This is a genomic window from Aeromonas sp. QDB23 (genome assembly GCF_027707745.1).
In the GTDB taxonomy this organism is placed as follows: domain Bacteria; phylum Pseudomonadota; class Gammaproteobacteria; order Enterobacterales; family Aeromonadaceae; genus Aeromonas; species Aeromonas allosaccharophila.
The window spans coordinates 15,556-40,949 of sequence record NZ_JAPCJA010000048.1 but is presented as its reverse complement, the minus strand read 5'-3'; the positions used below and the strand labels follow the sequence as shown (position 1 = coordinate 40,949).

Sequence of the window (25,394 nt, the reverse complement as noted above, 5' to 3'; positions counted from 1 at the left end):
CATATCTGGAAAAGGTATTGGATTCAGGGCTGGCTGAATTGAAGTCAATTTAACAATATGTTCACGCTCTCGCCCTGAGGCGTTGACCCAGAAGCTGGAGAAGGCCCGCGCACTCAAGCAAGGCATGATGCAGCAACTGCTGACCGGCAAAATTCGCCTGCCGCTGGCGGCAGAGGCATGAGTACAGCCCAACCGGATGACCGCCTCTGCCGCGAGCCTGGCCACCGAGCCACCCGGCAGCGGATTTGCTTGACCGTTGCTTGACTGTTGCGTGACTGGGGCGTTGTTAATTGGCGCGATAGATGTTTATCTATCTGAAAAGAAAGAGATACTTTTATTGTGAGTTGTTTGATGGCGTGCACAGCGGCCACCCGCATACGAAAAGCGGGTGGGGTCATCGTTGGCGTGTTTATCAAGCGCTGGGTATCGCAGGAGCTAGCCACCCATGGCCTATGACTATAGCCAGAGCCTGAATCCGCAGAAGGCGCTGATATTCCGGATCGTGCATCGGGATAACCTGGAATGGATCCTGACCCATGGTCTGTGGGCGGGGAATGGTCAGCAGCAAAACCCGCACTGGGTGCATATCGGGTTGCCGGAGCTGATTGCCAAGCGTGCGCGCCATCCGGTGCCGCTGGTGCCTTACGGCGTGTTGAATGACTATGTGCCCTTCTACTTCACGCCGTTTTCTCCCATGCTCAGCAATATTCACTCAGGGCGCGGTGTTCCCCAGCGTGACAATGATGAAATCCTGATCCTGGTTTCCAGCCTGCATCGCATGGCTGAACTGGGGCTGCCGTTTGTGTTTACCGATAGCCATGCTTATTACCAGTGGGCCAATTTCTATGTCGACCTTGGTGATCTGGGGCGGATTGACTGGCCACTGTTGCAGCGCCGTGACTTCAAGCGTGATGCGGACGATTTGAGCAAGCTGGAACGCTATCAGGCCGAGGCCTTGATCCATCAACATTGCCCCATCGAGGCGTTGCTGGGCGTGGTGTGTTACAACGAAGAGATAAAGAACCGCGTGGAACAATGCATGAATCGGGTCGGGGTCGCGCGCCCCGTCTATGTCCGTGATGGGTGGTATTTCAGATGATTCGATATACAACAGGCAATCTGCTGGATGCTCCGGTGGAAGCGCTGGTGAATACCGTCAACACCGTCGGTGTCATGGGCAAGGGGATCGCCTTGATGTTCAAGGAGCGGTTCCCGGCCAATATGCGCGCCTATGCCGAGGCGTGCAAACAGGGTGATGTCGTCACCGGCAAGATGTTTATTACCCAGACGGGTGAGCTGCTGGGGCCGCGCTGGATCGTGAATTTTCCGACCAAACAGCACTGGCGCAATCCGGCACAGATGGCGTGGATCCAGGATGGTTTGCAGGATCTGCGGGCCTGGTTACAGGCGCAGCAGGTCTCTTCGATTGCCATTCCGCCGCTGGGGGCTGGCAACGGTGGTCTGCCTTGGCCAGAGGTCAAACAGGCGATTGAAACGGCACTGGGCGATCTGGATATCGATATCCTGCTCTATGAGCCCAGTAGCCAATACCAAAATGTGGCCAAGCGCGGCGGGGTGGCGGAGCTGACTCCGGCTCGGGCCTTGATTGCTGAACTGGTACGTCGCTACTGGTTTTTAGGGATGGAGTGCAGCTTGCTGGAAATCCAGAAGCTGGCCTGGTTTCTGGCTCGGGTCATTGGCCGCAACCCGCTGGGGGATCCGCTGCAGTTGCAGTTTAAGGCCCATCGTTATGGCCCTTATGCCAACAATCTGACCCATCTGCTCAATGCGATGGACGGCAGTTATCTGCAGTCCGACAAGCGCATCCCGGATAGCAAGCCGTTTGATGTCATCTGGTTTAATGAGGCTAAAAAACAAGAGCTTGCAGTTTATCTCCAGACCGAGGCCAAAGCATTTTTACCGATACTGGAGCAGACGACCGCGTTAATCGATGGTTTTGAGTCGCCCTATGGCATGGAGTTATTGGCCACGGTGGATTGGTTGATCGCCGAAGAGGGCTGTGCGCCGACGCTGAGCGTGCTGCGCGAGGGGTTGCACCGCTGGCCAGCGGGAACCCCGTGGGGTGAGCGCAAGGCGCGGCTGTTTGATGATCGCAGTCTGCAGATCGCCTTGACCCGTTTGCAGCAGGGATTGGTGTAACGACGTTTGTGTAACGAATAAGAGCGGCTGCGCGGTTGTCGCATCGGCTTGAGAGAATAACAGGGATAGAGAGCATGATTTCAGTCGGCCAACGGGAGCGGGCAACCCAGAACCGCGTCATCAAGTTATTTCAAGCGGAGCTGGGCTATCGCTATCTGGGGGATTGGCATACACGGGAGAACAACCGTAATGTCGAGCCGGAGCTGCTGACCGCTTGGCTGGTGGGGCGGGGCGTGGACGCGGCGCTGATCCCCAAGGTACTCAGGCAACTGGATCGGGCAGCGAGCCTGGGCGAAGGGCGCCTCCTCTATGATGCCAACAAGGAGGTCTATCGCCTGCTGCGTTATGGCGTGAAGGAAAAAGTAGGGGCAGGCGAGCAGAACCAAACCGTCTGGCTGATCGACTGGGCCAATCCGCAGGCCAACGACTTTGCCATAGCCGAAGAGGTGACGGTCAAAGGCGAGAATAAGAAACGGCCGGATCTGGTGCTCTATGTCAACGGCATTGCCCTTGGCGTCATTGAGCTCAAGCGCTCTACCGTCTCTGTCTCTGAAGGTATCCACCAGAACCTGGATAACCAGAAGAAGGATTTTATCCGTAACTTCTTCACCACCATGCAGTTGGTGATGGCGGGCAACGACACCCAAGGGGTGCGCTACGGCACCATTGAAACTCACGAGAAATACTATCTGGAGTGGAAAGAGCCAGCCGATCCAATCCATTCCGACCATGTCGAGCAGCCGAGTGCCAATCTGCTGGACCAGCATCTGGCACAGTTGTGCAGTAAGGCGCGCTTTCTGGAGCTGATCCACGACTTTATCGTGTTTGATGCGGGCACCAAGAAGACCTGCCGCCATAACCAGTATTTCGGCATCCGTGCCGCCAAGGCCTATATCCGCCGCCGGGATGGCGGCATCATCTGGCACACCCAAGGCAGCGGCAAGAGCCTGACCATGGTCTGGTTGGCCAAGTGGATCCGCGAAAATGTGACCGACAGTCGGGTGCTTATCATCACCGACCGTACCGAACTCGATGAGCAGATCGAGAAGGTATTCAGTGGGGTGGAGGAGGAGATCCTGCGCACCAAAAGCGGTGCCGATCTGGTGACCCGTCTGCATGCCCATAACCCTTGGCTTATCTGCTCGCTAGTGCATAAGTTCGGTCGCACGCCAGAAGGCGAGTCGGATGACGAAGATGATGGCAGCTCGGATGATTTTATTGCTGATATGCGCCGCAGTTTGCCCTCGGACTTCAGCCCCAAGGGGCAGCTGTTTGTGTTTGTCGATGAGTGCCACCGCACTCAGTCCGGCAAGCTGCATGGGGCTATGAAGAGCCTGTTGCCAGAGGCGCTGTTTATCGGTTTTACCGGCACACCGCTGATGAAGCAGGACAAAAAAAAGTCCATCGAGGTCTTTGGCCCCTACATTCACACCTACAAGTTCAACGAGGCGGTGAGTGATGGCGTGGTGCTGGATCTGCGCTACGAGGCGCGGGATATCGATCAGCGGGTCAAATCCCAGAAAAAAGTGGATGAGTGGTTCGATACCAAGACCAAGGATCTCTCGCGGCTGGGCAAGCAGCAGCTTAAACAGAAGTGGGCCTCAATGCAGAAGCTGCTCTCCAGTCGTTCGCGGCTGGAGCAGATAGTGGCCGATATTCTGCTCGACTTCGAGCGCAAGCCCCGGCTGGCCGATGGTCGTGGCAATGCCATGCTGGTCTGCGCCAGCGTCTATCAAGCCTGCAAAAGTTACGAGATGTTCAGCCAGGCCGGTTTTGCTGGCAAGTGCGCCATCGTCACCAGTTACCAACCCAATGCCAGCGAGATCAAGGGCGAGGAGACGGGCGAGGGGCTGACGGAGAAGCTGGCCAAGTACAACATCTATCGCAAGATGCTGGCCGACTATTTCGAGCAGCCGGAGGATGAGGCGGCTAAGCGGGTTGAAGAGTTTGAAAAACTGGTCAAGCAGCGTTTTATCAAAGAGCCGGGCCAGATGCGGCTGCTCATTGTCGTGGATAAGCTGCTGACCGGTTTTGATGCCCCCTCTGCCACCTACCTCTATATCGACAAGAAGATGGCTGATCACAACCTGTTCCAAGCCATCTGTCGGGTGAATCGGCTGGATGGTGACGACAAGGAGTACGGCTACATCATCGATTACAAAGACCTGTTCAAGTCGCTGGAGAAGACGGTCAACGACTATACGGCCGAGGCCTTCGCGGGTTATGACAAGGAGGATGTGGCCGGGCTGCTCAAGGATCGACTGGCGCAGGCCAAAGAGGATCTGGATAACGCTCTGGAAGCCGTCCGTGCATTGTGTGAGCCGGTGAAGGCGCCCAAGTCGCAACTCGATTATCAGCATTATTTCTGTTGTGAGCCGGGAGCCGATGAAGAGACGTTGAGCGAGAAAGAGGCATTGCGGCTGACCCTCTATCAGTTGGTGGCCAAGTTGATCCGCGCCTTTACCAATCTGGCGGGTGAGCTGGAGGAGGCGGGTTACAGCGCCTCGCAGGCCGCCTCGATCAAGCAGGAGGTCGAACACTTCGCCAAGGTCCGGGATGAGATCAAGCTGGCCAGTGGTGATCTGGTGGATATGAAGCAGTTCGAGCCGGGCATGCGCCAGATGCTGGATCTGTGGGTGGATGCCGACCCCAGCGAGACGCTGATGGACTTTGAGGAGCTGGGGCTGCTGGAGCTCATTATCCAGCGCGGCCCCGAGGCGCTGGATGGGTTGCCCAAGGAGATGCGCGACAATCAGGAGTCGATGGCCGAGGCGATTGAAAACAACGTGCGCCGGACCATCGTCGATGAGAACCCGGTCAACCCCAAATACTACGAGAGGATGTCGGTGCTGCTCGATGAGCTGATCGATCTGCGCCGCCAGCAGGCCATCTCCTATCAGGAGTATCTGGAAAAGGTCCGCGAGCTGGCCAAGCAGGTGAAATATCCACAGAGCCATAGCCAGAGCGCCTACCCAGAGAGCATAGACACGGCAGCCAAACGGGCACTCTATGACAATCTGGGCAAGGATGAGCTGCTGGTGGCCAGGATTGATACCGCTGTGCGTTATACCAAGAAGGCCGATTGGTATGGCGATCGCTTCAAGGAGCGGGAGATCGCGTTTGCCATTGCCGAAGAAACCAAGGGATACGATGTGACCGTTGCCGAGGTGATGGAGCTGGTGAAAGCGCAGCAGGAGTACCACTGATGCCCCTGATCACCATTGGTGAGCTCACGCTGGAGTTGCAGCATAAGGGGATCAAGAACCTGCACATCAATGTGCTGCCCCCTGATGGTCGCGTGCGCGTCTCGGCCCCGGCGTCGCTGTCACAGACGGCCATCAGAATGGCCGTGGTCAGACGCTTGCCGTGGATCCGGCAGCAACAGGCCCACTTTCAGGCGCAGCCACGTCAGAGCGAGCGCCAGATGTGCAGCGGCGAGACGCACTACCTTTGGGGACGGGGCTATCGATTGGAGGTGATCCCGGTTGAGGGAGCGCACAGCGTCAAGCTACAAGGGGGGTGGATCCGGATGCGGGTTCCCGCTCATTATGACGCCGCGAAGCGAGAAGCCTTGCTACTGGGCTGGTATCGCCAATTGCTACGCCAGCGGCTGCCGATATTGATGGCCAAGTGGCAGGCCTTGCTCAACGTCACCCCTTCGTTTGTCGGTATCAAACGGATGAAGACCATGTGGGGGAGCTGCAAAACAGATACATCCCGCATCTGGATCAACCTCGAATTAGTCAAGAAGCCCCCCGAATGCCTGGAATTTATTGTGGTGCACGAGCTGGTTCACCTGTTAGAGCGCAAACATAACCAGCGATTTATCACACTGATGGATACCCATCTGCCCAACTGGCGCGAGCATCGCGAGAAGCTCAACAAGATGCCGCTGGCATTTAATCGGTGGGGGTATTAGGGCTGGTTTAGCCACGATTTATTCTTCCAAAAAGTAATCTGAATCCAGGGTTTTAATGGTGAGGGTCTGGCGGGTAGTGACGCCGACGCCGTATTCGATCATCAGGGCGGCAAGACGGGCACCGTCGATCAGCACGATGCGCTTCTCAATCAGTCCGACATACTCCTGCGCCTCACGGCTAAAGCTGGAGGTGGTGATAAAGACCCCCTTGCGGGCCTTGTGCAGATCCAGCGCCCCCGCGAAGGACTGGATCTCGGGACGCCCCACGGTTTTGTCGGTGTAGCGCTTTGCCTGCAGGTAGATGGAGTCGAGCCCAACCGGTCTTCCTTGATGATGCCATCGATGCCGCCATCGCTTTGGTAACGGGTGGTGCGGGCGGCATCCTGCTGGCTGCCGCCATAGCCCATGGCCACCATCAGATCGACCACCAGCTGTTCAAAGAAACGAGGGGAAAGGCCCAAGATCTCGGCAAGCAGGTCATCGGCAAGGGAGCGATTGATGGCAGATAGTGCCTGCTCAATCTGCTCTTGAGGGGTGCTGGCCTGCTCTGGTGTTGGCGTGTCTGTCGGGATCGCCATGGCTTGTTGCGTATTGCCTGCGCTCTCACTGGAGGCCAGGGTAAACGCCACGAACTCGTTGAATTGGGCCAGATAGCGGTTGTCGATAGTATGTCCCGAGACTAGCGCCGCCTTACCCCGTTCGGTGATAAGGCAAATGCCCCGCTTGGGTTGCTCGATGAGTCCTGCCTTGACCAGATAGGTCTTGGCCCAGCCAACCCGGCTGCGCAGCGTGGTTTGGCGACCACTGGGCAAGGTGTCAGCCAACTGCTCCGGAGTAAAGGCGTAGTGCTGGCAAACCCGCTCGAATACCTCACGTAGAGAGCGGGCGACACCATCGGCCAATACCTTGAGCACGGCAGGCATCATGGCTTCATAGCTGGGCAGGGTTTCTTTCATCGGGCAACCAGATCGAGATAAAACAGGGGCTTATCTTGTCACAGCGACCTGCTTGGGGCCAGTTGGTATCGAAGTCACTGGGAGCAACCTCAAAAAAAACAGCGTCACCAAAAAAAGGGAAGGCCATGAATTGGCCTTCCCCAAGACCCACCCACTTATCACGGACGAGTAGGTTTAAAAATGTTACCACAAGCGGATGTGTGGTCACGCCTTGCGGTCAGGATTGGCGTCCATGCTCGCCGCAGGGTAAATACAGATATAGACATAGCCATGGCTTCCGAGGGTGTCGGCTTCGCAGGTAAAGCCGCCGTGCTGGATAGTGATGCAGTGCTGACGTTGAGCATCCAGCTCGCCGGTTATCAGCTTGGCTTCCAGAGCCTTGATGATCTCCGGGAAAGCCAGGTCGAGCTTGGCTATCTGCGTCTCACTCCATTCACCGATCAGACTGGCCCGATCGGATAGAAAATCGAGCCGGTAGCGACTCTGTATCAGACGAGCGCCAAAGCGTGGCGTCACGGTATGGGGCAAACCCCACTGTGCAAAAATCCGAGTGGGGTGGTCTGGCGCTACGGGGTGTTGGTTGTTGGTGTGGGTGGTTGTCGTGGTCATGATTAGCGATACCTCAGTTGAATGTCGATGCAGGTGCCGGGCACGTTGTGGCGCTGGCGTAGTCTGGTCAGGTGCTCAGGGAGTTCGGTCAGGTTTGTCAGCCGCCCCCGGTAGAGCCGAGAAAGATTGATGTAGTCGGGATGGCTCACGGTGATGGTCACCTGATGCCCAGGTTGCCAACGAGCAAACAGGCGGGCTTTGGCTTGCTTGATGGTGGTGATGCCGGGAGCGGGTAGTGTCTGACGGTTTCGCAGGTGCAGTTTGTTGAGCTCGGGGGCATAGCGATGCACCTCGAGCCCGGTGATAAGACGGGTCATGTTCGGTGACTCCAATGATGCAAAGGGCCAGCCTGTGAGGGCTGGCCCTTTATGTTGTTTGTTGATGAGCGATGAGATGGTCGCGGTGGCTAGCCGTTGTAAAACAGGATGTAGTTCACACCGGCCTGCTGGGCAGCAGTGAGCAAGGGTTGCAGTGCTGGCGGGATGGCATCGAGCTCCATGGCCAGGTTCAGGGTGAACTCATAGGCGGAGTCATCCTTCACGCCGACATGTTCATGGGAGGCCATACGCTTGACCCATTGCCATTCTGGTACCAGGTCAGCGTCATCGTAATCGCCGATGATGGAACTCATGGCGACATCCAGCATCTGCATTACCGAATGGCCTGCCAGTGAGTCAGGTGTTGCAGGGATGGTGTTGGTCATTACATCGCTCCTTGTTGTCTGGGCTGTGGGTTACAGCTGATTGATAACCGGCTTGCAATTAAGACGGTCCAGCAGATGCAGCGAACCGTACTGGGCTACCAGTCGGTCTATGGCCATCTGGGCGCAGGCCGTTCTGCTGGGTTTATTTTCAGGTATGGCGTAACGAGCAGTGAGCCAACCGCCGAGCAGCGCAATGCGGTAGCCACTCGGGATGTGGGTGAGGGACGTTCCTATTCCCCTCCCGTGAATGAGGAAGGGCACTGCCTGTCCGCCGATGCCGATATCGATGCGCTGACCCTTGAGCTCGAAGGTGGTGATCTCGCCGGTTTGCGGATGTTTGCCGGGCACCTTGATGGTGATGTTTTTCGCCATTTCACACCTCCGGCTTGCGTTCAAAGTGGTGGGTCACAACGCCCGCTTCCGGGTCGATGCTGATAAACGCCGGGGCTTGCGGGTGGTATTGGTAGAGCCGCGCCAGTTCGGCACGAAACGCCTCGACGTTCGGCGCAATTACATGACTGGTATCCCCCTCGGCGTAAGTAAAGGTCTCCAGCTTCTCGGTGTTAATCCAGATGCCAAAGTACCAGGCGTCTTCCTCGGTGTCGTATTGCTGCCAACCTTGAGCCAATAGCGTGCGGTCGTAGTAATAGCGGTCAGCCTGATGGCTCCCCCGGTCGATGCGGCAACCCGTCACGGTGAGCTCAAACTGGATACGCCCCGCTTGGTGAGCCTTCTTGACCCGGCGCAGCAGCTTGAGGGCCTTGGCTCTGCTACGGCCATTACCGAGCGGTTGCGGCTGCCTGGCCCGTAATGCCAGATGGGTCATTATCTTCGGCGCGGTGTTGTGGTTGAGCTGACCGATGGCAGTGGTGATCTGCCGAGCGGACAGAGTCTTGTAATCACGTAGGTCGTGCATGGTGGGGTTTCCTTCAAATGCAAACAGCCCCTCGGCGTGAGGGGCTGTGAGAGGTCTTGTGTGTGCTGGTGGCCGTGGCTCAGGTGTGACTACTCCAATCCGGCTTGTCATTACTACCATGGTTGACGTAGGCCCCGACAATTACCCGTTGCCACTCGCCGACCGGCTGACCCACTGCATTACAGGCGCAGCGAAAGCGGGCGAAGTTAATCTCTCGCGGCAGGTACTCGCGCATATCGCGGGGACTGACAAAGAGCGAGGTTTTGTGCAGCACCGGGTTGGGCGCAACCAGTGGCCCGCCAATACGTCGCCCCTCCACATCGTGGGCATAGGCAAAGCCCGGCAGCATCAACTGCTGACTGATGAGCTTGGCAAGCCCTGGATGGGCACACATGGCCTCTGCCACGGCGGCCTGGCTAAAGCTGTCGGTAAATTCAATCATGGGTGATTCTCCCTTTCAGCAGGTGAACGGTAGGCCGCTGCCAGCAGCGCAAACTGTTCGACCAGGTAACTGATGCTGATTCCCAGTTCATCACTGACCCCATCACCCAGACGATGATGCAGGTGTGCCATGTCATCGGCGATACGCTGGGCTATATGGGCCGTTGAGCTCGGTGGTGAGCTTGTCACTGTCAGAGTGATGGAAAGGTTCATCACATCTCTCCCCAAGTGGCTTGCTCCCACAGTGACAGTCGAGTCAGCACGTCTTGCGCCAGCGCTTGCTGTAACTGCTGTAGTACCTTCACAAGCCGAGGTGCCTGCTCAGGGCTCCCGCTCCATTCACTCGATTGGTACAGGGCGCAGCAGGTGAATTTGTAGAGGGCAACCAGCTCGCTATCGGTGAGTGGTGCCTGGTGGTAACTGTGGGCAGGTTTAATCTGTCCCAGCTTGGTCGAGCAGTGCTGGCGTGGTTCCTTCTGCTCTTGCTGGCGTCCTAACTGATAGCGATGCCAGACTGCCCGCCGGTTGGCGAGCATCATCAACCGTACCAGCCGGTCTACCCGCCACGTCCAGGTACTGGTGACATCCATTGGCGAGTTCCACCAGAGGGAGCGCAGCAGCTCAAGGGTGTAGTGCGGTGGCATGGGGGCATTGCAAAAACGGTGTAACTGAACGGCAAAGGCAAGGTAGTCCTTGCGATCGATCATGAAAGCAGACATGGGGATGACTCCTTGAAATGCAAAAGGCCACCTGTAGTGAGGTGGCCTTGTTGGGGGGATCGGAATATCCGGATCTTGGTGTTGGACCTAATGATCCGGGTTTGGGAATGCTGGCGTTATTCGTGCGCCTGCTCTGTGCTGGGGAGAGCCGCATCGAACAGGATGGCGTAGAGTGCACCATCAATGCCGTTGACGGCATCGTGATGCGGGTAATAGGGCGGCGTGTCTCGGGATCGCTCAAAGTAGTCACCAAAGCAGCTGAGACACTCGCGGATCTCGATGGTGGATCCCTGCAGCAAGGTCTCTTCAAAATGCTTGGCATAGGCCTCGTCATCATGTGCCTTGGTGACGGCCTTCTCCAGCAATGTCAGCGCATCCTCGTTGCAGGCGGCTGCTAGCCTATGGCGTAGCTTCTCGAGGGTTTCCTCAAGGGAATAGGGATTGGGTAATCGCATGGTGTTTATCCCTTCTTGGCTCGGTTAAGGGCGTAGCTGATGGAGCAGTGCATCAATGGCCTCGACACAATCGCTCTGGGTGAGCTGATAGCCGTTAGGCAGGTGAGCCACGATGGCAGGCTCGGCCTGCATCTCGACGTTGTCTGCAAGCCAGCCGCGCAGCTCGAGGAGGATGTCGAGGGTGGTGAGGTGTGACTTACCTAGGGTTAGAGTCATAGCTGACCTCTTTCGGCCAGCGAGACCACGCCCTCGGCACCGACCACCAGATGGTCGAGCAATCGCACATCGACCAGCGCCAAGGCCTCCTTGAGGGCTTGGGTAAAGACCCGGTCAGATTGGCTGGGTTCAGGGTCACCGCTTGGGTGATTGTGCACTGCGATGATGGCCCCGCAGTTGAGTATCAGGGCCCGCTTGACTACTTCCCGTGGGTAGATGCTGGCGCTGTCCAAGGTGCCGCGAAACAGTTCCTCAAAAGCCAGTACGCGGTGTTGGGAGTCAAGGAACAGTGCACCAAACACTTCATGCTCCCGGTCCTGTAGCAGGGTTTGCAGCCGCTCGGCGGCCTCGGTGGTGCTGGTAATGGCGGTGCCTTTGGCCAAGCGCTTACGGGCAATCTGGTTGGCGATACGCAGCAGGTCTTGTTCGGTCACGGGTTCAGTGACGACATAAGTGCCGGGGCATTCCCCGGCTTTCAGCTTGTGATAACGCATAGTGGAATTCTCCAAATAAACAAAACCCCGGCACGCATGAAGCATGTCGGGGTTAAAGGTAGAGCGGTTGTTGGTTCACTTTGAGGGTAGTTCAGTTGGTCTTGGTGGCGGCTTCTGCTCCTGCTCAGGCTGTAGGGGCACGCTTCACCGGCATCAGCAATCCGGGGACCTGCAGGGTGAGCGGCATAGCGAGCGCAACGCTCAGCCGTTCCGCCAGCTCATAGGCTTGGCCGATAGTGTCGTAGTCAGCTATCCAGGTAGCCAGCGCCAATCCACTGGCTTCTACCGCTCGCAAGTAAACGCCGTAGCCGTGCACGGGCAGGGCGCTGCCCCGAACCACTTGCGTCTCGCCATTACGATTGATGGCTTCAAGTTCAACGGCTACCGGTTGTTTTGGCATCTTGTGCCTCCTCTTGGGGTAAGGGGTCACTCTCCACACGATAGCCGTGATGGATGCAGGCACGCTGCAGGTCACTCATAAAGCTTCCCAGCACGCGGGGCTGCTCAGAGAGTGGGACGGCTCCTGCCTGGCTGCGCCAGAAACAGCGACGCTTAGGGTCCACACAGATTTCATCCACGGGCTGGCTCATGGTGTGCCAGTCCTCGGCATTGGTGAGGGAGAGCAGTTGCCACTGCACGCCAGACCAACGCACTTGCAAGGTGACTGTGCGGGCTGGTGGGCTATCCGGTGTCAGGTGCAGCAGCCAGCGCTGACTACTGCGGGTAGGGGTTATCTTGGCGTTGGCGGCAACTTGTCCCAACCATTGACGTGAGTAGTGGGAGAGCGCTAATTCTTGGCTCATCGTGTCCTCCTAATCTCCTGCGACCGTGACGCTGAAACACTCCAACCGGCAGCAGGCAATGAAGTTGCTCTGCCAGATATCGAACAGCTCCCGCGCTTCGGCCAGTCGCAGTGGTCCCCAGCCCAACATGGTGTGTTCCCCATCGAGGAAGTTGAAATCGAGCTCTTTGCAGAGCTCGGCATCCTGGGCGAGCCCTTGGTAGCTGAAGTCGGTGACGTAATCGAACAGCCAGCCATCGAGCCCGCGGATCAGGCGGATCTCGACCGGGTGCACGCCGCCTTGCTCGGCGCTGTAGCCGGGATTGCGAAAGTTGAAGGTCAGTTGGGTTAAGCGCTCAAGATTGAGCTCGGTTTTAGCGACTTCCTGGTTAAGCTGAACCAGCAATGCTTGTGCAACGGGCATGGCAAAGCCGTCCCGGAAAAAGGGAATGGTCATGGTGTACTCCTTGTGGGGGTTAATCTTGGCCGAACAGCTCGCGCATTTTTTTGGCAACACGGGCACGGATCTGTTCATCAATAAAGGCGGTAATACTGGCGAGTGCCGCACTTAGCACCGCGATGTCATCGGTGAGCCCCATCGGCAACACGTCCGGGATCGCATCGATCGGTGAGATAAAGTAGGCCAGCGCACTGTAGATCAGCAGTTTGGCCCAGAGCGGTAAGTCATCCTTCTGGCTGGTGTAGTAGAGCAGCAAGCAGGTCTCGATAAAGGGCCGACCGGCACGTTTGGCAAAGGCCCAGAGTTTGTGCCAAAAGCCTGGGTGATCGAACGGCTCGCATTCAGGGGGAATGCAGGGGGGCATAGTGTGTCTCCTTCACAGGTGGGTGAATGGCAGAAATGAAAAGAGGAGGCAAATGCCTCCTCTTGGATGGGAATGGATGTGAGCTATTGGTCCCACATCAAGCAGTCAAACTCAGGGGTATTAGTGGCGGGCAGTACAGATGCGACCTCTTTGGTTGGCAGTGCCAGTTGCTTGCCGTCAGCCGTTAAAATGCTGATCGACTTGGCCTTGCGCAGCTTGCCCCACATGTCGAAGAAATTGTTCTCACCGACACGGGACTCGGTCTCATAGGGCGCATCGTATTGGCTGCCATCGACGATGATGGTGAAAGCCTGCCCAGCATAAGAGCCGTACTCCTTGCCCTGCACGGTAGCCGTCATGCTGACCTTGCGGGTGTCATTACAGGCGATATAGAGGTTGTTTTGCTCGTTGACCACCGCCGTGTATTCGCTGGTGCCCTGACCCCAGCCACTGCTCCAGCGTCCGGCCTCGCCATACGCAAAGGCGTTGCCGCACAGCAGCAGTGCTGTTGAGGTAATGAAGAGTTTTTTCATCCCTGTGACTCCTAAAGGCTCAAGGATTTAGATGAGCCATTAACGTGGTTATTTTTTGTAAAGCACGCTGAGTGAGTTATCCACCAAGTGCTTAACGATTTCATAGTCTGGATTGTAAGTGGCGAGATTATGTGCCGCGATAGTGACGGCAGATGCGATCCCGGCTAGACCGGTAATACCGCCAAAGACGCTGGCCCCTGCTGCGGCGATCCGACCCTTGGTATAGACCCGGCATTTCAGCCCAGCAGGTTCGATGCTGTTTTCAAGTTTTGTCACAGCGGCGCTCATTCGCCCCGATAGCCCCACGACTTCGAAAGATTTTCGTGCACGGATCAGTGAGGTCAGCTTGTCAGTACCCAGATCTTCATAAGTCAGTCTTTCCATGTTTTGTGTCCTTGGTCGTGTAGTAAGAGCGTCTTATGGAGCCCACCTGTTGCGAGTTAGTCACGATGGTTTATTGGCTGAGGGCCTCGCATCCGTGTCAAATCAGCATCAATTGCTGTCTGGTGGACTCATTAAGTCTTTAGTCTACCTTTTGAGTCCTTATCGTCAATGGGTCCATGGTCAACCATAGAGGTTGACTGGAGGACCCATGACAGATATCAACCTTGAGCTGTTAGCCAAGAGCGTTGGCAAGGCGATCAGCCACAAGCGTACTCAAGCCGGATTCACGCAAGAGCATGTGGCTGAACACCTCAATATCGGCATGGAAGCCGTCTCCCGGATGGAGCGGGGGATTGTGGTGCCGACCGTGGTGCGGCTGGCGGAGCTCGCTCAACTGTTTGGCTGTGAGCTGGCGGATTTCCTGCGCGAGACCAGTAACCGCCCGACCGAGCAGGGCATTGTGCTGAGCCAGCAACTGGCTCGGCTCGATGATGCTGACCGAACCCTGTTGCTGGAAACGGTAGAACGGTTGGTGGAGCGGTTGGCGCGTCCCAGCTGATCATCCACCATTCACTGGGGAGGTTATGGGTTCCCTTTCCCCAATTTATTGGTGAGTGGGCTCCTTCTTGGTTGCGGCCTCTGTGACGCTATGGTTGCTTGGCTTTGCGGTGCGTTACGCGAGGTAGCCGCCTCTGCCCCTGCGTTTCCATTCGCCGTCTCGTCGCTGTTGGCTTCGGGATAGAACTCCTCCAGCAGCATCGGCACCTCTTCATCGATATCCTCAAATTGGCCATTGCGCAGCAGGTCGCGAGCGGCCTGCTCCATCTGGTCGATGGCGAGCCCCGCCTCTTGATCACGCCGGGCGGCCTCCAGTGCTTGCCTGACTGCCTCAGTCAGGTTGGTTTCTTCCCGCAAGGTCAAATCCACGTAGTAGACCGGTGTGCGGTACGACTGGGTGGTGCTCTTGGCCCGCAACCGCAGGGTGAGCGGCAGATAGCGGGTATGGCCCCCGCTCACTGCCTCCAGGTACTTCAGTCGAGCCGCCAGAGTGCGCACCGAGTTGTAGCCGGTGGTGCGGAAGATAAAGCTACCCAGCTCATCCCCTTGCCCCTCCACAAACAGGTTCAGTCGTCCGTACAGCTTGCAGCCCTGTTGCCCTGCAAAGGCGCAGCGCTCTGGTCCAGGGCAGCTGACTTCCTCCATGCCTTGCGCCCCCACACGTCTCGCCACCTCCCCATTCCCGACACAGAGCGGCCTGCCGGTTTGCCGGTCAAAGGCGCTGTATTCCGCCCGCAGATTCAAGTCGCTGTCGTTGAACAGCACCCTCACTGGAATGGCGCGGATCTTGGTCTGCTCCTGCCCTTGGCCACTCTTTTGCGATGAGTAGTGTTGATGCAGGGGATGGAGCAACCATCCCCCCTTGTGCTGTATCTGGGTGGTGAGGGTGAAGCTGTCGTCCTTCTCCGGTACCCACTTATCCTGTTTTTGCACCAGCTTGCCGATGCAGATCCGCCCGATCACGGGCGGGGTGATCGCCAGTCCTTTGATCATGGTGTTTGCCTCAAGGGTTGAATGGTGAAACGGCGCACGCCGGGCACCGGTTTGACGTAACGGGTGAGCAGGTCGGGATGATCCTGACCGAGCTTTTCGAGATCCGGTGCTAGCCGGTCTTTGCTGCGCTTCCAGGTGATCTTGCCATCGGCAAACAGCCCGGCTGTCGCTTCACCCAAGGTCGCTTGCAGCCGCTGTTTGAGTTGTGACTCCTGCAGCTCGACAGCTTCCTTTTGCTGACGTAAGCGCAGTAGCTCCCCAAACAGCTGGTTAAACTCGGGAGAATCCGAGAGATCCAGCGTCTGACCATCATCGCGGGGAAAGAGCCAGCTCAGGGCATTGGCGGCATCGCTGGAGCCGTCAGGATCGGGCTGCTGGTCTTGTTGCACCATCTGCCAGAACTGCGCTTCCCGCTCGGTGAGATCCTGGATCTTCTCCTCATCGCGCTCGATGCGGTAAATCCGAAAATCCTGGCCGCCGATCAGCACTGCCACCTCAGCCCAGGCATGGCCGGTAACCGCCAATTGATGCAGTACCTGACACTGATAAGCCACCGGCACACCTTCCTCCCACTGGGGGGCGCTGTGATAGCTGGCGGTCTTGATCTCCAGAATGCCCGGCCCATCGGGATGGCCGACTACCTCCCGATCGAGGTTGGCGAGCATGAAGGGTTGCTCGGGGTGTTGCAGCACAGCATTGACCCGTCGCACACGAAAGCCGGTGCGTTTGGCATAGACCTGCGCTAACACAGGCTCCAGCTCAATGCCCCACAGCACGGCTTCCTTGTGTGAGATATCCTCCGGCTCCTTGCGACCGGTCTTCTCCAGCCAGAGGCTGAGCGGGCATTTGTAGGGGGAGAGCCCCACTGCGACGGCGGCATCGGAGGAACCAATGCCGAGTTTACGGATAGCGAGCCACTGCTCGCGGGTTAACTGGGTAGTAGAGGCTAGCCGCAGGGCTTGGCCATATTTGGCTTTTGCTTTCATGACTATTCCTTGTTGACGGCATAAATGGCTACGCCCGGATTGGCTTGCGCCAGTCCGGGTGAGGTCGTTATGCGATTTGAATGGGGAAGCGTAATTACTGCAGCAGAGTGAGTGCCTGATTCAGGGCTTGGGATTTGAGTTGGGCCCCCTGACCAAACCAGGCGGAGTCGAGCCGGTGATCTTGGCTGCGGGCACGGCGGTGGTGATCCACGTATTCAGTGACCGCATTGACCAGCCCCCAGGCGGTATTGCGGGAGCTCGCAAGTTCTGAGCCCATGCCTGCGCCCTGATAGAGCTCATGCAGCCGTTGTACCGGCTTGGTGAGAATGATGTTCTCCTCATCGAGCGGTTGCGCCAGCAAGTCGCTGAAAAAGCGCAGCGCCTCTTCGGGGGCTACGGGCCGCTGTGCCAGCGCCTTGGTCTGGATTTTGAACTCATCCCAATGGGAGAGCCCCAGCCCAAGCGACTCTTTGACAGCAGCGGCGTCGAACTGAGTGGAGTGGGGCACCTTGATGGCGCCGGTAGCGCCACGCAGTGCCATCTGCAGGGTGTTATTGCAAACCACCCGCAAAGAGGTGAACTGCGCCGTGGTGCAGAGCGTGCCGTCGCAGCTGGTCGCCAGCAGCAAATAGGACTTTACCAAGTCATTGCCTTTGAGCTTTAGGTCCTGACCTGTTTTAGCCAGAGCCCACAGCTTGCGGCCGCCTTTAAGCGAGCCTGCTGTTTCCAGCTCAAAGCCACCGGCTTCTACCAGATCTTGATAGAAGTGCAGCACCTCGTGAGGCTGTACCACGTTGTAGCGACTTGAGACCACCGATAGGGGGGCGAGGGTATCGGAGCGATACAGCACCTTGCTATCGCTGTAGGGACGGATATGCAGTGCATCGGAGGCGACGTTAAACATTACGTCACTCTGCTCAATGGTCCAATTCATCCCGGCTGCCTGCAGCCAGATATCGAGAGATTGTTGCGGGGGCAAGACATTGCCAAGGCCATGCCAAGGGGTTTGGCCGGTGTAGGCCATGGTGTCGATCAGGTGAGCCATATCTCCTCCAGGAATTGTGAAATGCAGACATCAGCCTGCTAACTCATGGAGGTGATGTAGGTTTGAAAGTTTATTGAATAGGATGTAGTCGTGTTTTTATTTGTGTGTGCTGTTAAGCAGCATACAGGTTGTTATGTTTGGACAATGCCCTTCATTGGAGATGTGGGTGCAGGATTGGTAAAAGAGGCTCAATCATGAAGGGTGTTTATAGCGTAGGCTAAAGCGTAGGCAGGTAAATAAATTTCAAAAAAACGCATTAAAATCAACATGTAAATACCCTTGCATCATGGGCGTGTGGGCGCTGAGATTGGCGCTTGGCGCAGCGCCAGTAGCGTGGTGTTGTGCGGTCATGTTCTGTTCCAGAAGGGGCCTCTGCGGGCCAGTGTCTGCGGTGATGAGCCTTGAGCTTGATGGCGCCATTCTACACATAAGCGCCGCGACGGGGGAGCGGGTGTTCCGGGCGCGGTTGCTCTGCATTATTGAAGACATGACTCCGGTGCGGCACCTCACATTGCGGCAGGCAAGGGCGGTCTGCCGTGGTTGCGGGGGTTGGTATCGGGATCGCATAATGTGCCTCTTGAGCGGATCAGAAGGAGTCGTGATGAAACTGGATGCAGAGATAGAGCACCTTGCCATCGAGCTAGGACGGGCCCTCGGTCAACGGGGCTGGCTGGCGGCGACCGCCGAATCCTGTACTGGCGGCGGGGTGGCTACGGCTATTACCGACATCGCGGGCAGCTCCGGCTGGTTCGATCGCGGGTTTGTTACCTATACCAACGAGGCCAAGCAGCAGATGTTGGGGGTGAGCGACGAGAGCCTGGAGCTGCACGGTGCGGTGAGCGAAGCCGTGGTGCTGGAGATGGCTCGTGGTGCGCTGGCGCACTCGTCGGCCGCTATCAGTGTGGCCATCAGCGGCATTGCCGGCCCCGGCGGCGCTACCGAGGACAAGCCGGTCGGCACTGTCTGGTTCGCCTGGGCCGACCGCAACGGCCGTCACCACTCTCTGCTCGCCCGCTTCGACGGGGATCGCCGACAGGTGCGCCAGCAGGCGGTGAGACAGGCCCTGTCGGGTCTGTTGGCCCTGCTCAGATAAATTGGGCTTGATACTGTATGAATAGACAGTATACTTAGCCCAACTTCACTTCTTACTCACGATTTCCAGCGGAGATTGGCATGGATCAGAACAAACAGAAGGCACTGGCGGCTGCGCTGGGTCAGATTGAAAAGCAGTTCGGCAAAGGTTCCATCATGCGTCTGGGCGACAGCAAGACCATGGATATCGAAGCCATCTCTACCGGTTCTCTTTCGCTGGACGTGGCGCTGGGCATCGGCGGCCTGCCGTGTGGCCGTATCGTCGAGATCTACGGCCCGGAATCTTCCGGTAAAACCACCCTCACCCTGCAGGTGATCGCGGAAGCCCAGAAGAAAGGCAAAACCTGTGCCTTCGTCGATGCGGAGCACGCACTCGACCCTATCTATGCTGCCAAGCTGGGCGTCAACGTCGACGACCTGCTGATCTCCCAGCCGGATACCGGCGAACAGGCGCTGGAAATCTGCGACATGCTGGTTCGCTCCAATGCCGTTGACGTCATCATCGTCGACTCCGTGGCGGCCCTGACCCCGAAAGCGGAAATCGAAGGCGAAATGGGTGACTCCCACGTAGGCCTGCAAGCCCGTCTGATGTCCCAGGCGCTGCGCAAGCTGACCGCCAACATCAAGAACGCCAACTGCCTGTGCATCTTCATCAACCAGATCCGGATGAAGATCGGCGTCATGTTCGGTAGCCCGGAGACCACCACAGGTGGTAACGCGCTCAAGTTCTACGCCTCCGTGCGTCTGGATATCCGTCGTATCGGCGCCATCAAGGAAGGTGACGAAGTGGTCGGTAACGAGACCCGCGTCAAAGTGGTCAAGAACAAGGTGGCCCCGCCCTTCAAGCAGGCCGAATTCCAGATCTTCTACGGCGCCGGTATCTCCAAAGAGGGCGAGCTGGTGGACTTGGGCGTCAAGCACAAGCTGATCGACAAGGCCGGTGCCTGGTACAGCTACAACGGCGAGAAGATCGGTCAGGGCAAGGCCAACGTCATGAAGCTGTTCGCCGAGAACAAGGTAATGGCTGGTGAAATTGAAGCGCGCCTGCGCGAACTGCTGCTCTCCGGTGCCGTACCGGCAGAAAAGCCGGTGGCAGCTGCCGCCGAAGAGTTTGAAGACGAAAGCGAACAAGAGTTCGAATAAGGTAAAGGAGGCCGGGTTGATACCCGGCCTTGTCATTTATGGTCGATGAATCTCTCCCCGAACCCGTTGAACTCTCCTTTGAAGAGCTGTTTGCCGCTGCCCGCGCCTTTGCCATGCGCAGTCTGGCCCGTCGCGAGAGCGCCGAGTCCGAGCTGGCCAACCGGCTGCGCCAGCAAGGTTTCAATGAAGAGGTGATCGAGGCGGTGGTCGACTACTGTCGCGGTTACAACTGGGTTAACGACGAACGTTACGGTGGCATGGCGGTGCGGGCCGGTGCAGCCAAGGGACATGGCCCCATCAAGATCCGCTTCGATCTGCGCCGCAAGGGGCTCGATGATATGCAGATCGATGCCGCCTTCGATCAGCCGGAACTGGACTGGTTTGAACTGGCGTTTGCCCTGCTCGAACGGCGTGCCCGGGTGGCCGATCTGGCGGATTTCAAGCTGCGGATGAAGTGGCTCAAATACCTGCTGGGGCGTGGTTTTACTCAGGATCAGGCGCGTTATGCGATATCAACCCTGCAGGAGTCGGCCTCAGAGTAACGGGGCCGGTGCCTTGTTGCGTGATGCAAGGTCATGAGACAACGCCTTGCCCGCGGCACTCTTTCCTCTTCTATGCACCACCCAGTGATACTCCTTATCTCGCATTTACAGGATTTTTCTTGCCCATTCAGTGGCTTGGGGGCCGGGTGTGGCGAAAGGCCGGTTCTGCCGTGCCACATGGCTATTTTCCACTGCTTTTTGCCTGATCCCCGGCTCAAAAAGCCTCGGTTTGCCTCCCTTTTCTCTTCGTATCCGTTTATGCGCGCTTTTTCGCCCGTGACGGGCCTGTACGTTTTACTTTACCCCGCAGAAAACTTACATTAATGCGGTTAAAAGTCCGTATTCGAATCAAGCAGGATTTTCCATGTATATGTCCACGTCAGAGATACGCGCTGCGTTTCTCGAGTATTTTCGTTCCCAGGGACACCAGGTTGTCTCCTCCAGCTCGCTGGTACCGCATAACGACCCGACCCTGTTGTTTACCAACGCGGGTATGAACCAGTTCAAGGATGTGTTCCTTGGCGCCGAGAAGCGTGCCTACAACCGCGCCACTACGTCCCAGCGTTGTGTCCGTGCCGGTGGTAAACACAATGACCTGGAAAACGTCGGCTATACCGCCCGTCACCACACCTTCTTCGAAATGCTGGGCAATTTCAGCTTCGGCGACTACTTCAAGCATGACGCCATCAAGTTTGCCTGGGGTTTCCTGACCGAAGTGCTGCAGCTGCCGAAAGATCGCCTGCTGGTGACCGTCTACGCGACTGACGATGAAGCGTTCAATATCTGGGAGAAAGAGGTCGGTGTACCGGCCGATCGCATCGTGCGCATCGGTGACAACAAGGGTGCCCCTTACGCTTCCGACAACTTCTGGGCGATGGGTGATACCGGCCCGTGCGGTCCCTGCACCGAGATCTTCTATGACCACGGCGATCACATCTGGGGTGGCCGTCCTGGCTCGCCGGAAGAGGATGGCGACCGTTTCATCGAGATCTGGAACGTGGTGTTCATGCAGTTCAACCGTCAGGCTGACGGCACCATGGAACCGCTGCCCCGTCCGTCTGTGGATACCGGCATGGGTCTGGAGCGTATCTCCGCCATCATGCAGGGTGTCCACTCCAACTACGAAATCGACATCTTCCAGGCGCTGATCAAGAAAGCGGCCGAGATCGTCGGTACCACCGATCTGAGCAACCAGTCCCTGCGCGTCATCGCTGATCACATCCGCTCCTGCGCCTTCCTGGTGGCTGACGGCGTGATGCCGTCCAACGAAGGTCGTGGCTATGTGCTGCGCCGCATCATCCGTCGCGCCGTGCGCCACGGTCGTAAGCTGGGTGCTACCGACGTCTTCTTCTACAAACTGGCTGCCGAACTGGCGGTGCAGATGAAGGACGTGGGCGCCGAACTGATCGCCCAGCTGCCGCTGGTCGAGCGCGTACTGCGCATCGAGGAAGAGCAGTTTGTCCGCACCCTGGATCGCGGTCTGCTGCTGCTGGAAGATGTGCTGGCCAATCTGGGCGACGCCAAAGTCGTGCCGGGTGAGGTGGTGTTCAAGCTCTATGACACCTACGGCTTCCCGGCCGACCTGACTGCTGACGTGGTGCGCGAGCGCGACATCGGCATAGATGAAGAGGGCTTCACCGTCGAGATGGAGAAGCAGCGTGCGCGCGCCAAAGAGGCCTCCAGCTTCGGCGTGAACTACAACGAGATGCTCAAGCTCGACTTCGAAACCCCGTTCACCGGTTACAAGAACTTGAGCGAGCGCACTCGTGTGCTCGGCATCTACAAGGGCACCGAAGAGGTGAATGGCCTGATCGCCGGTGACGAAGCCGTCATCGTGCTGGAGCAGACCCCCTTCTACGCCGAGTCCGGTGGTCAGGTTGGCGACAGCGGCACCCTGAAAGTGGACGACGGCATCTTTGCCGTGACCGACACCCAGAAAGCGGGCAAGGCGATCATCCACAAGGGTTACATGGAGCTGGGTACCCTGGAGAAGGGCGCCGAAGTGGAAGCCGTGGTCGATGGCGATCGCCGTCAGGCCATTGCCCTGAACCACTCCGTGACTCACCTGCTGCACGCCGCCCTGCGTCAGTCGCTGGGTGATCATGTGACCCAGAAAGGTTCTCTGGTGGGGGCCGAGCGCATGCGTTTCGACTTCTCCCACTTCGAGGGGTTGACCATGGCGACTATTCGTCGCATCGAAGAGCTGGTCAACGCCCAGATCCGTGCCAACCACGAAGTCAGCACTCAGGTGATGGATCTGGAAGCCGCCAAGGCTGCCGGTGCCATGGCGCTGTTTGGTGAGAAATATGAAGACGACGTGCGAGTGGTGCGCATGGGCGACTACTCCACCGAGCTGTGTGGCGGTACTCACGCCAAGCGCACCGGTGACATCGGCTTCTTCAAGATCATCGCCGAGAGCGGTATCGCCGCCGGTGTGCGTCGTATCGAAGCGGTGACCGGTAAGGGCGCCATCGACTTCATGCACCAGCTGGCCGAGCAGTTTGAAGAGGCTGCCGCACTGGTGAAAGGCGACCAGTTCTCCATCGGCAGCAAAGTGCGCCAGATCCTGGACAAGTCCAAGATGATGGAGCGCGAGCTGGAGCAGCTCAAGGCCAAGCTGGCTGCCCAGGCCGGTAACGATCTGCTGAGTCAGGTGATCGAGATCAATGGTCAGAAGGTGCTGGTTGCAGCACTGGAAGGGGCCGATCCGAAATCTCTGCGCGGCATGCTGGACGAGCTGAAAAACCGCATGAAGTCCGGTGTCGTACTGCTGGCAACCTGTGCCGACGGCAAGGTGAACCTGATCGCGGGTGTGACCAACGACCTGACCGGCAAGGTCAAGGCCGGTGAGCTGGTCAATCTGGTTGCCCAGCAGGTGGGTGGCAAGGGCGGTGGTCGTGCGGACATGGCACAGGCGGGTGGTACCCAGCCTGAGGCGGTGCCGGCAGCGCTGCAATCCGTTCACTCCTGGCTGGAAGAGCGCCTGTAATAGGGCGAGGTGATCTGTGGCACTCTATGTACAGAAGTACGGCGGCACCTCGGTCGGCACACTGGAGCGGATCGAGGCGGTAGCTGAGCGGGTCGAGCAGACCCGCGCCCAGGGACACGACGTGGTGGTGGTTGTCTCCGCCATGTCGGGCGAAACCAACCGGTTGCTGGGCATGGCCCAGCAGCTGGATCCTGATGCCAACCGGCGCGAGATGGATGTGCTGGTCTCCACCGGTGAGCAGGTCACCATAGCGCTGCTGGCCATCGCGTTGAACAAACGCGGTTGTCCTGCGGTCTCAATGACCGGTGATCAGGTGCGCATTCATACCGATTCCGCCTATGGCAAGGCGCGCATCACTCACATTGACACCGAGCTGGTTCAGGCTGAACTGGGGGCGGGCAAGGTGGTGGTGATCGCCGGTTTCCAGGGCCGTGACGAGCATAACGCCATCACGACCCTGGGCCGCGGTGGCTCGGACACCACGGCGGTTGCCGTGGCGGCGGCCATCAAGGCCGATGAGTGCCAGATCTTTACCGATGTGGATGGGGTATACACCACGGATCCGCGCATCGAGCCCAAGGCGCGTCGTCTCGACACCATCACCTTCGAGGAGATGCTGGAGATGGCCAGTCTCGGTGCCAAGGTGCTGCAGATCCGCTCGGTGGAATTTGCGGGCAAGTACCGCGTCCCGCTGCGGGTGCTGTCGAGCTTTATCGATGGAGAGGGAACCTTAATCACATATGGAGGTGATAGGATGGAAGCTCCCCTGGTATCCGGGATCGCTTTTAACCGCAACGAGGCCAGCCTGACCATTCTGGGCGTGCCGGACAGACCAACCGTTGCCGCGCAGATCCTGAATCCGATCAGCGACGCCAACATCGATGTCGACATGATTGTGCAGAACACCCTGGGAGATGGCACCGCCGACTTCACCTTCACGGTGAATCGTGACGATTACCGCCGTGCCCGGGCACTGCTGGAGGAGACCGCCACTGCGCTGGGCGCCTCCTGCGTGCAGGGGAATGGCGAGATCGCCAAGGTTTCCATTGTCGGTGTCGGCATGTGGAACCATCCCGGTGTTGCGCGCACCATGTTCAAGGTATTGGGCGAGGAGGGGATCAACATGCAGTTGATCTCGACCTCTGAAATCAAAATCTCTGTGGTCATTGACGAGAAGTATCTGGAGCTGGCAGTGCGCGCCCTGCACGCGGCTTTCGGGTTGGATCAGGCACCGCAGGAGCAGCCCTTGGGCTAACAATCTCTGATTGATTTAGTTTCAACCATTTACCATATCGGTATCTTTGTAAGATAATGTCGCATATCGATATAAAAACAAAACAGGATACAGGAGCAAGCGAATGCTTATTTTGACTCGTCGTGTTGGGGAAACCCTGATGATTGGTGATGAAGTGACTGTCACCGTACTGGGCGTTAAAGGCAACCAGGTCCGTATCGGTGTGAACGCACCGAAAGAGGTCTCCGTGCACCGCGAAGAGATCTACCAGCGCATCCAGGCCGAGAAAGTACCGGGCCAACCGGGCTTCTAAGCTGCGTTCATGGCTGTGACAAGGCGACACCTTATGTGTCGCCTTTTGTTTTTCTGGCCCCCTCAAAATCGCTCTGCAAGGTGCAAAACTGCGGGGTAAGTGCCGATATTGTTTGAATATTCCACGCTTTGACCAAATGCTGAGCGAACGCGCTTTTTTCTCCAAAAAAGTGTTTGACTAAAAATCCCTGTGAAGTATTATCAGCCCCGCAAACGGAGAGGTGGCCGAGAGGCTGAAGGCGCTCCCCTGCTAAGGGAGTATGCGGCTTATACCCGCATCGGGGGTTCGAATCCCCCCTTCTCCGCCATTTGCGCCCGTAGCTCAGCTGGATAGAGTACCTGGCTACGAACCAGGTGGTCAGAGGTTCGAATCCTCTCGGGCGCACCATT

The 25,394-nt window shown here is 57.7% G+C and carries 31 protein-coding genes, 2 tRNA genes and 1 pseudogene; 13 read left to right on the top strand and 21 right to left on the bottom strand.

Translation table 11 applies throughout. From position 1 onward, the window contains the following. The first annotated feature begins 445 nt into the window (after positions 1 to 445). The 4 genes from darT to PG888_RS17825 all read left to right on the top strand — a co-directional run bounded on the left by darT (position 446) and on the right by PG888_RS17825 (position 6,079). Positions 446 to 1,099 (top strand): type II toxin-antitoxin system toxin DNA ADP-ribosyl transferase DarT, encoded by a 654-nt coding sequence (gene darT, locus PG888_RS17840; RefSeq protein ID WP_058396005.1) that lies wholly within the window; start codon positions 446 to 448, stop codon positions 1,097 to 1,099. Further along, on the top strand, positions 1,096 to 2,160 hold the full coding sequence (darG, locus tag PG888_RS17835) for a type II toxin-antitoxin system antitoxin DNA ADP-ribosyl glycohydrolase DarG (RefSeq protein WP_259584242.1): 1,065 nt from the start codon (positions 1,096 to 1,098) through the stop codon (positions 2,158 to 2,160). Before darT ends, darG begins: the two co-directional genes overlap by 4 nt. A 74-nt stretch (positions 2,161 to 2,234) precedes the next feature. Continuing rightward, positions 2,235 to 5,366: a type I restriction endonuclease subunit R gene (locus PG888_RS17830; protein WP_259584241.1), complete on the top strand. Its 3,132-nt coding sequence runs from the start codon at positions 2,235 to 2,237 to the stop codon at positions 5,364 to 5,366. Next, positions 5,366 to 6,079, top strand: a complete 714-nt coding sequence (locus tag PG888_RS17825) for a M48 family metallopeptidase (protein WP_005331303.1) — start codon at positions 5,366 to 5,368, stop codon at positions 6,077 to 6,079. The genes PG888_RS17830 and PG888_RS17825 overlap by 1 nt, the downstream gene beginning before the upstream one ends. Positions 6,080 to 6,226: 147 nt before the next feature. Here the strand turns inward: PG888_RS17825 and PG888_RS17820 are convergent. From PG888_RS17820 to PG888_RS17735, 18 genes and pseudogenes are all read right to left on the bottom strand, one after another. Beyond that, positions 6,227 to 7,002 (bottom strand): annotated as a pseudogene (locus tag PG888_RS17820) (restriction endonuclease); the annotation flags it as partial. A gap of 237 nt (positions 7,003 to 7,239) precedes the next feature. Beyond that, a complete protein-coding gene (locus tag PG888_RS17815; protein WP_024945030.1) occupies positions 7,240 to 7,644 on the bottom strand; it encodes a type IV toxin-antitoxin system YeeU family antitoxin in 405 nt (134 codons plus the stop codon). Between the two features lie 2 nt (positions 7,645 to 7,646). Further along, the gene (locus PG888_RS17810) at positions 7,647 to 7,961 is read right to left on the bottom strand and encodes a hypothetical protein (RefSeq protein WP_021137999.1); all 315 of its coding nucleotides are present in this window, start codon (positions 7,959 to 7,961) and stop codon (positions 7,647 to 7,649) included. 89 nt (positions 7,962 to 8,050) lie between these two features. Continuing rightward, entirely contained in the window at positions 8,051 to 8,347 is a 297-nt protein-coding gene (locus PG888_RS17805) for a hypothetical protein (protein ID WP_024945029.1), read from the bottom strand. A 30-nt stretch (positions 8,348 to 8,377) separates the two neighbouring features. Continuing rightward, complete coding sequence (locus PG888_RS17800) at positions 8,378 to 8,719, bottom strand: hypothetical protein (RefSeq protein WP_024945028.1); 342 nt, start codon at positions 8,717 to 8,719, stop codon at positions 8,378 to 8,380. A gap of 1 nt (position 8,720) precedes the next feature. Continuing rightward, a complete protein-coding gene (locus PG888_RS17795; protein WP_024945027.1) occupies positions 8,721 to 9,263 on the bottom strand; it encodes a hypothetical protein in 543 nt (180 codons plus the stop codon). A gap of 79 nt (positions 9,264 to 9,342) precedes the next feature. Continuing rightward, on the bottom strand, positions 9,343 to 9,705 hold the full coding sequence (locus PG888_RS17790; RefSeq protein WP_024945026.1) for a hypothetical protein: 363 nt from the start codon (positions 9,703 to 9,705) through the stop codon (positions 9,343 to 9,345). Beyond that, a complete protein-coding gene (locus PG888_RS17785; protein ID WP_043851135.1) occupies positions 9,702 to 9,917 on the bottom strand; it encodes a hypothetical protein in 216 nt (71 codons plus the stop codon). The genes PG888_RS17790 and PG888_RS17785 overlap by 4 nt, the downstream gene beginning before the upstream one ends. Beyond that, positions 9,917 to 10,423, bottom strand: a complete 507-nt coding sequence (locus tag PG888_RS17780) for a hypothetical protein (protein WP_024945025.1) — start codon at positions 10,421 to 10,423, stop codon at positions 9,917 to 9,919. Before PG888_RS17780 ends, PG888_RS17785 begins: the two co-directional genes overlap by 1 nt. Positions 10,424 to 10,539: 116 nt before the next feature. After that, positions 10,540 to 10,878: a hypothetical protein gene (locus PG888_RS17775; RefSeq protein ID WP_024945024.1), complete on the bottom strand. Its 339-nt coding sequence runs from the start codon at positions 10,876 to 10,878 to the stop codon at positions 10,540 to 10,542. 24 nt (positions 10,879 to 10,902) lie between these two features. Further along, entirely contained in the window at positions 10,903 to 11,094 is a 192-nt protein-coding gene (locus tag PG888_RS17770) for a hypothetical protein (protein WP_024945023.1), read from the bottom strand. After that, the gene (gene radC, locus PG888_RS17765; protein WP_024945022.1) at positions 11,091 to 11,588 is read right to left on the bottom strand and encodes a RadC family protein; all 498 of its coding nucleotides are present in this window, start codon (positions 11,586 to 11,588) and stop codon (positions 11,091 to 11,093) included. The genes PG888_RS17770 and radC overlap by 4 nt, the downstream gene beginning before the upstream one ends. A gap of 124 nt (positions 11,589 to 11,712) precedes the next feature. After that, the gene (locus tag PG888_RS17760) at positions 11,713 to 11,988 is read right to left on the bottom strand and encodes a hypothetical protein (protein ID WP_042048606.1); all 276 of its coding nucleotides are present in this window, start codon (positions 11,986 to 11,988) and stop codon (positions 11,713 to 11,715) included. Continuing rightward, a complete protein-coding gene (locus tag PG888_RS17755) occupies positions 11,963 to 12,391 on the bottom strand; it encodes a hypothetical protein (protein ID WP_058395398.1) in 429 nt (142 codons plus the stop codon). The genes PG888_RS17760 and PG888_RS17755 overlap by 26 nt, the downstream gene beginning before the upstream one ends. Before the next feature lie 9 nt (positions 12,392 to 12,400). Beyond that, the gene (locus PG888_RS17750; protein ID WP_043852261.1) at positions 12,401 to 12,826 is read right to left on the bottom strand and encodes a DUF2787 domain-containing protein; all 426 of its coding nucleotides are present in this window, start codon (positions 12,824 to 12,826) and stop codon (positions 12,401 to 12,403) included. Positions 12,827 to 12,845: 19 nt separating this feature from the next. Then, entirely contained in the window at positions 12,846 to 13,193 is a 348-nt protein-coding gene (locus tag PG888_RS17745; protein ID WP_043852260.1) for a YkvA family protein, read from the bottom strand. A gap of 83 nt (positions 13,194 to 13,276) precedes the next feature. Beyond that, a complete protein-coding gene (locus tag PG888_RS17740; protein WP_043852259.1) occupies positions 13,277 to 13,726 on the bottom strand; it encodes a hypothetical protein in 450 nt (149 codons plus the stop codon). 48 nt (positions 13,727 to 13,774) lie between these two features. Beyond that, positions 13,775 to 14,110 carry a hypothetical protein gene (locus tag PG888_RS17735; protein WP_025202118.1) on the bottom strand — a complete coding sequence of 112 codons (336 nt, stop codon included), beginning with the start codon at positions 14,108 to 14,110 and terminating at the stop codon, positions 13,775 to 13,777. Between the two features lie 208 nt (positions 14,111 to 14,318). On the opposite strand from PG888_RS17735, the gene PG888_RS17730 reads away from it, so the two are divergent. Continuing rightward, positions 14,319 to 14,669, top strand: a complete 351-nt coding sequence (locus PG888_RS17730) for a helix-turn-helix domain-containing protein (RefSeq protein ID WP_043852258.1) — start codon at positions 14,319 to 14,321, stop codon at positions 14,667 to 14,669. A gap of 23 nt (positions 14,670 to 14,692) precedes the next feature. Here the strand turns inward: PG888_RS17730 and PG888_RS17725 are convergent, their stop codons facing one another. The 3 genes from PG888_RS17725 to PG888_RS17715 form a co-directional block, all read right to left on the bottom strand. Further along, the gene (locus tag PG888_RS17725) at positions 14,693 to 15,661 is read right to left on the bottom strand and encodes a recombination directionality factor (RefSeq protein ID WP_058395397.1); all 969 of its coding nucleotides are present in this window, start codon (positions 15,659 to 15,661) and stop codon (positions 14,693 to 14,695) included. Continuing rightward, positions 15,658 to 16,647, bottom strand: a complete 990-nt coding sequence (locus PG888_RS17720; RefSeq protein ID WP_042081036.1) for a YqaJ viral recombinase family nuclease — start codon at positions 16,645 to 16,647, stop codon at positions 15,658 to 15,660. The genes PG888_RS17725 and PG888_RS17720 overlap by 4 nt, the downstream gene beginning before the upstream one ends. Positions 16,648 to 16,741: 94 nt before the next feature. Beyond that, the gene (locus tag PG888_RS17715) at positions 16,742 to 17,692 is read right to left on the bottom strand and encodes a DUF932 domain-containing protein (protein ID WP_043851987.1); all 951 of its coding nucleotides are present in this window, start codon (positions 17,690 to 17,692) and stop codon (positions 16,742 to 16,744) included. Positions 17,693 to 18,293: 601 nt separating this feature from the next. Here PG888_RS17715 and pncC point away from each other — a divergent pair. The 8 genes from pncC to PG888_RS17675 all read left to right on the top strand — a co-directional run bounded on the left by pncC (position 18,294) and on the right by PG888_RS17675 (position 25,392). Continuing rightward, entirely contained in the window at positions 18,294 to 18,785 is a 492-nt protein-coding gene (gene pncC / locus PG888_RS17710; protein ID WP_182938867.1) for a nicotinamide-nucleotide amidase, read from the top strand. Between the two features lie 80 nt (positions 18,786 to 18,865). Next, positions 18,866 to 19,927, top strand: a complete 1,062-nt coding sequence (gene recA, locus PG888_RS17705; protein WP_042058789.1) for a recombinase RecA — start codon at positions 18,866 to 18,868, stop codon at positions 19,925 to 19,927. Positions 19,928 to 19,965: 38 nt separating this feature from the next. Beyond that, entirely contained in the window at positions 19,966 to 20,469 is a 504-nt protein-coding gene (locus tag PG888_RS17700) for a regulatory protein RecX (RefSeq protein ID WP_042657692.1), read from the top strand. Between the two features lie 364 nt (positions 20,470 to 20,833). Then, on the top strand, positions 20,834 to 23,458 hold the full coding sequence (gene alaS, locus PG888_RS17695; RefSeq protein ID WP_111809427.1) for an alanine--tRNA ligase: 2,625 nt from the start codon (positions 20,834 to 20,836) through the stop codon (positions 23,456 to 23,458). A gap of 16 nt (positions 23,459 to 23,474) precedes the next feature. Further along, positions 23,475 to 24,713, top strand: a complete 1,239-nt coding sequence (locus tag PG888_RS17690; RefSeq protein WP_163127421.1) for an aspartate kinase — start codon at positions 23,475 to 23,477, stop codon at positions 24,711 to 24,713. Between the two features lie 103 nt (positions 24,714 to 24,816). Then, positions 24,817 to 25,005: a carbon storage regulator CsrA gene (gene csrA, locus PG888_RS17685; RefSeq protein ID WP_005336053.1), complete on the top strand. Its 189-nt coding sequence runs from the start codon at positions 24,817 to 24,819 to the stop codon at positions 25,003 to 25,005. 214 nt (positions 25,006 to 25,219) lie between these two features. Beyond that, positions 25,220 to 25,312, top strand: a tRNA-Ser gene (locus PG888_RS17680). 3 nt (positions 25,313 to 25,315) lie between these two features. Then, positions 25,316 to 25,392 (top strand) — tRNA-Arg (locus PG888_RS17675). Positions 25,393 to 25,394 lie beyond the last annotated feature (2 nt).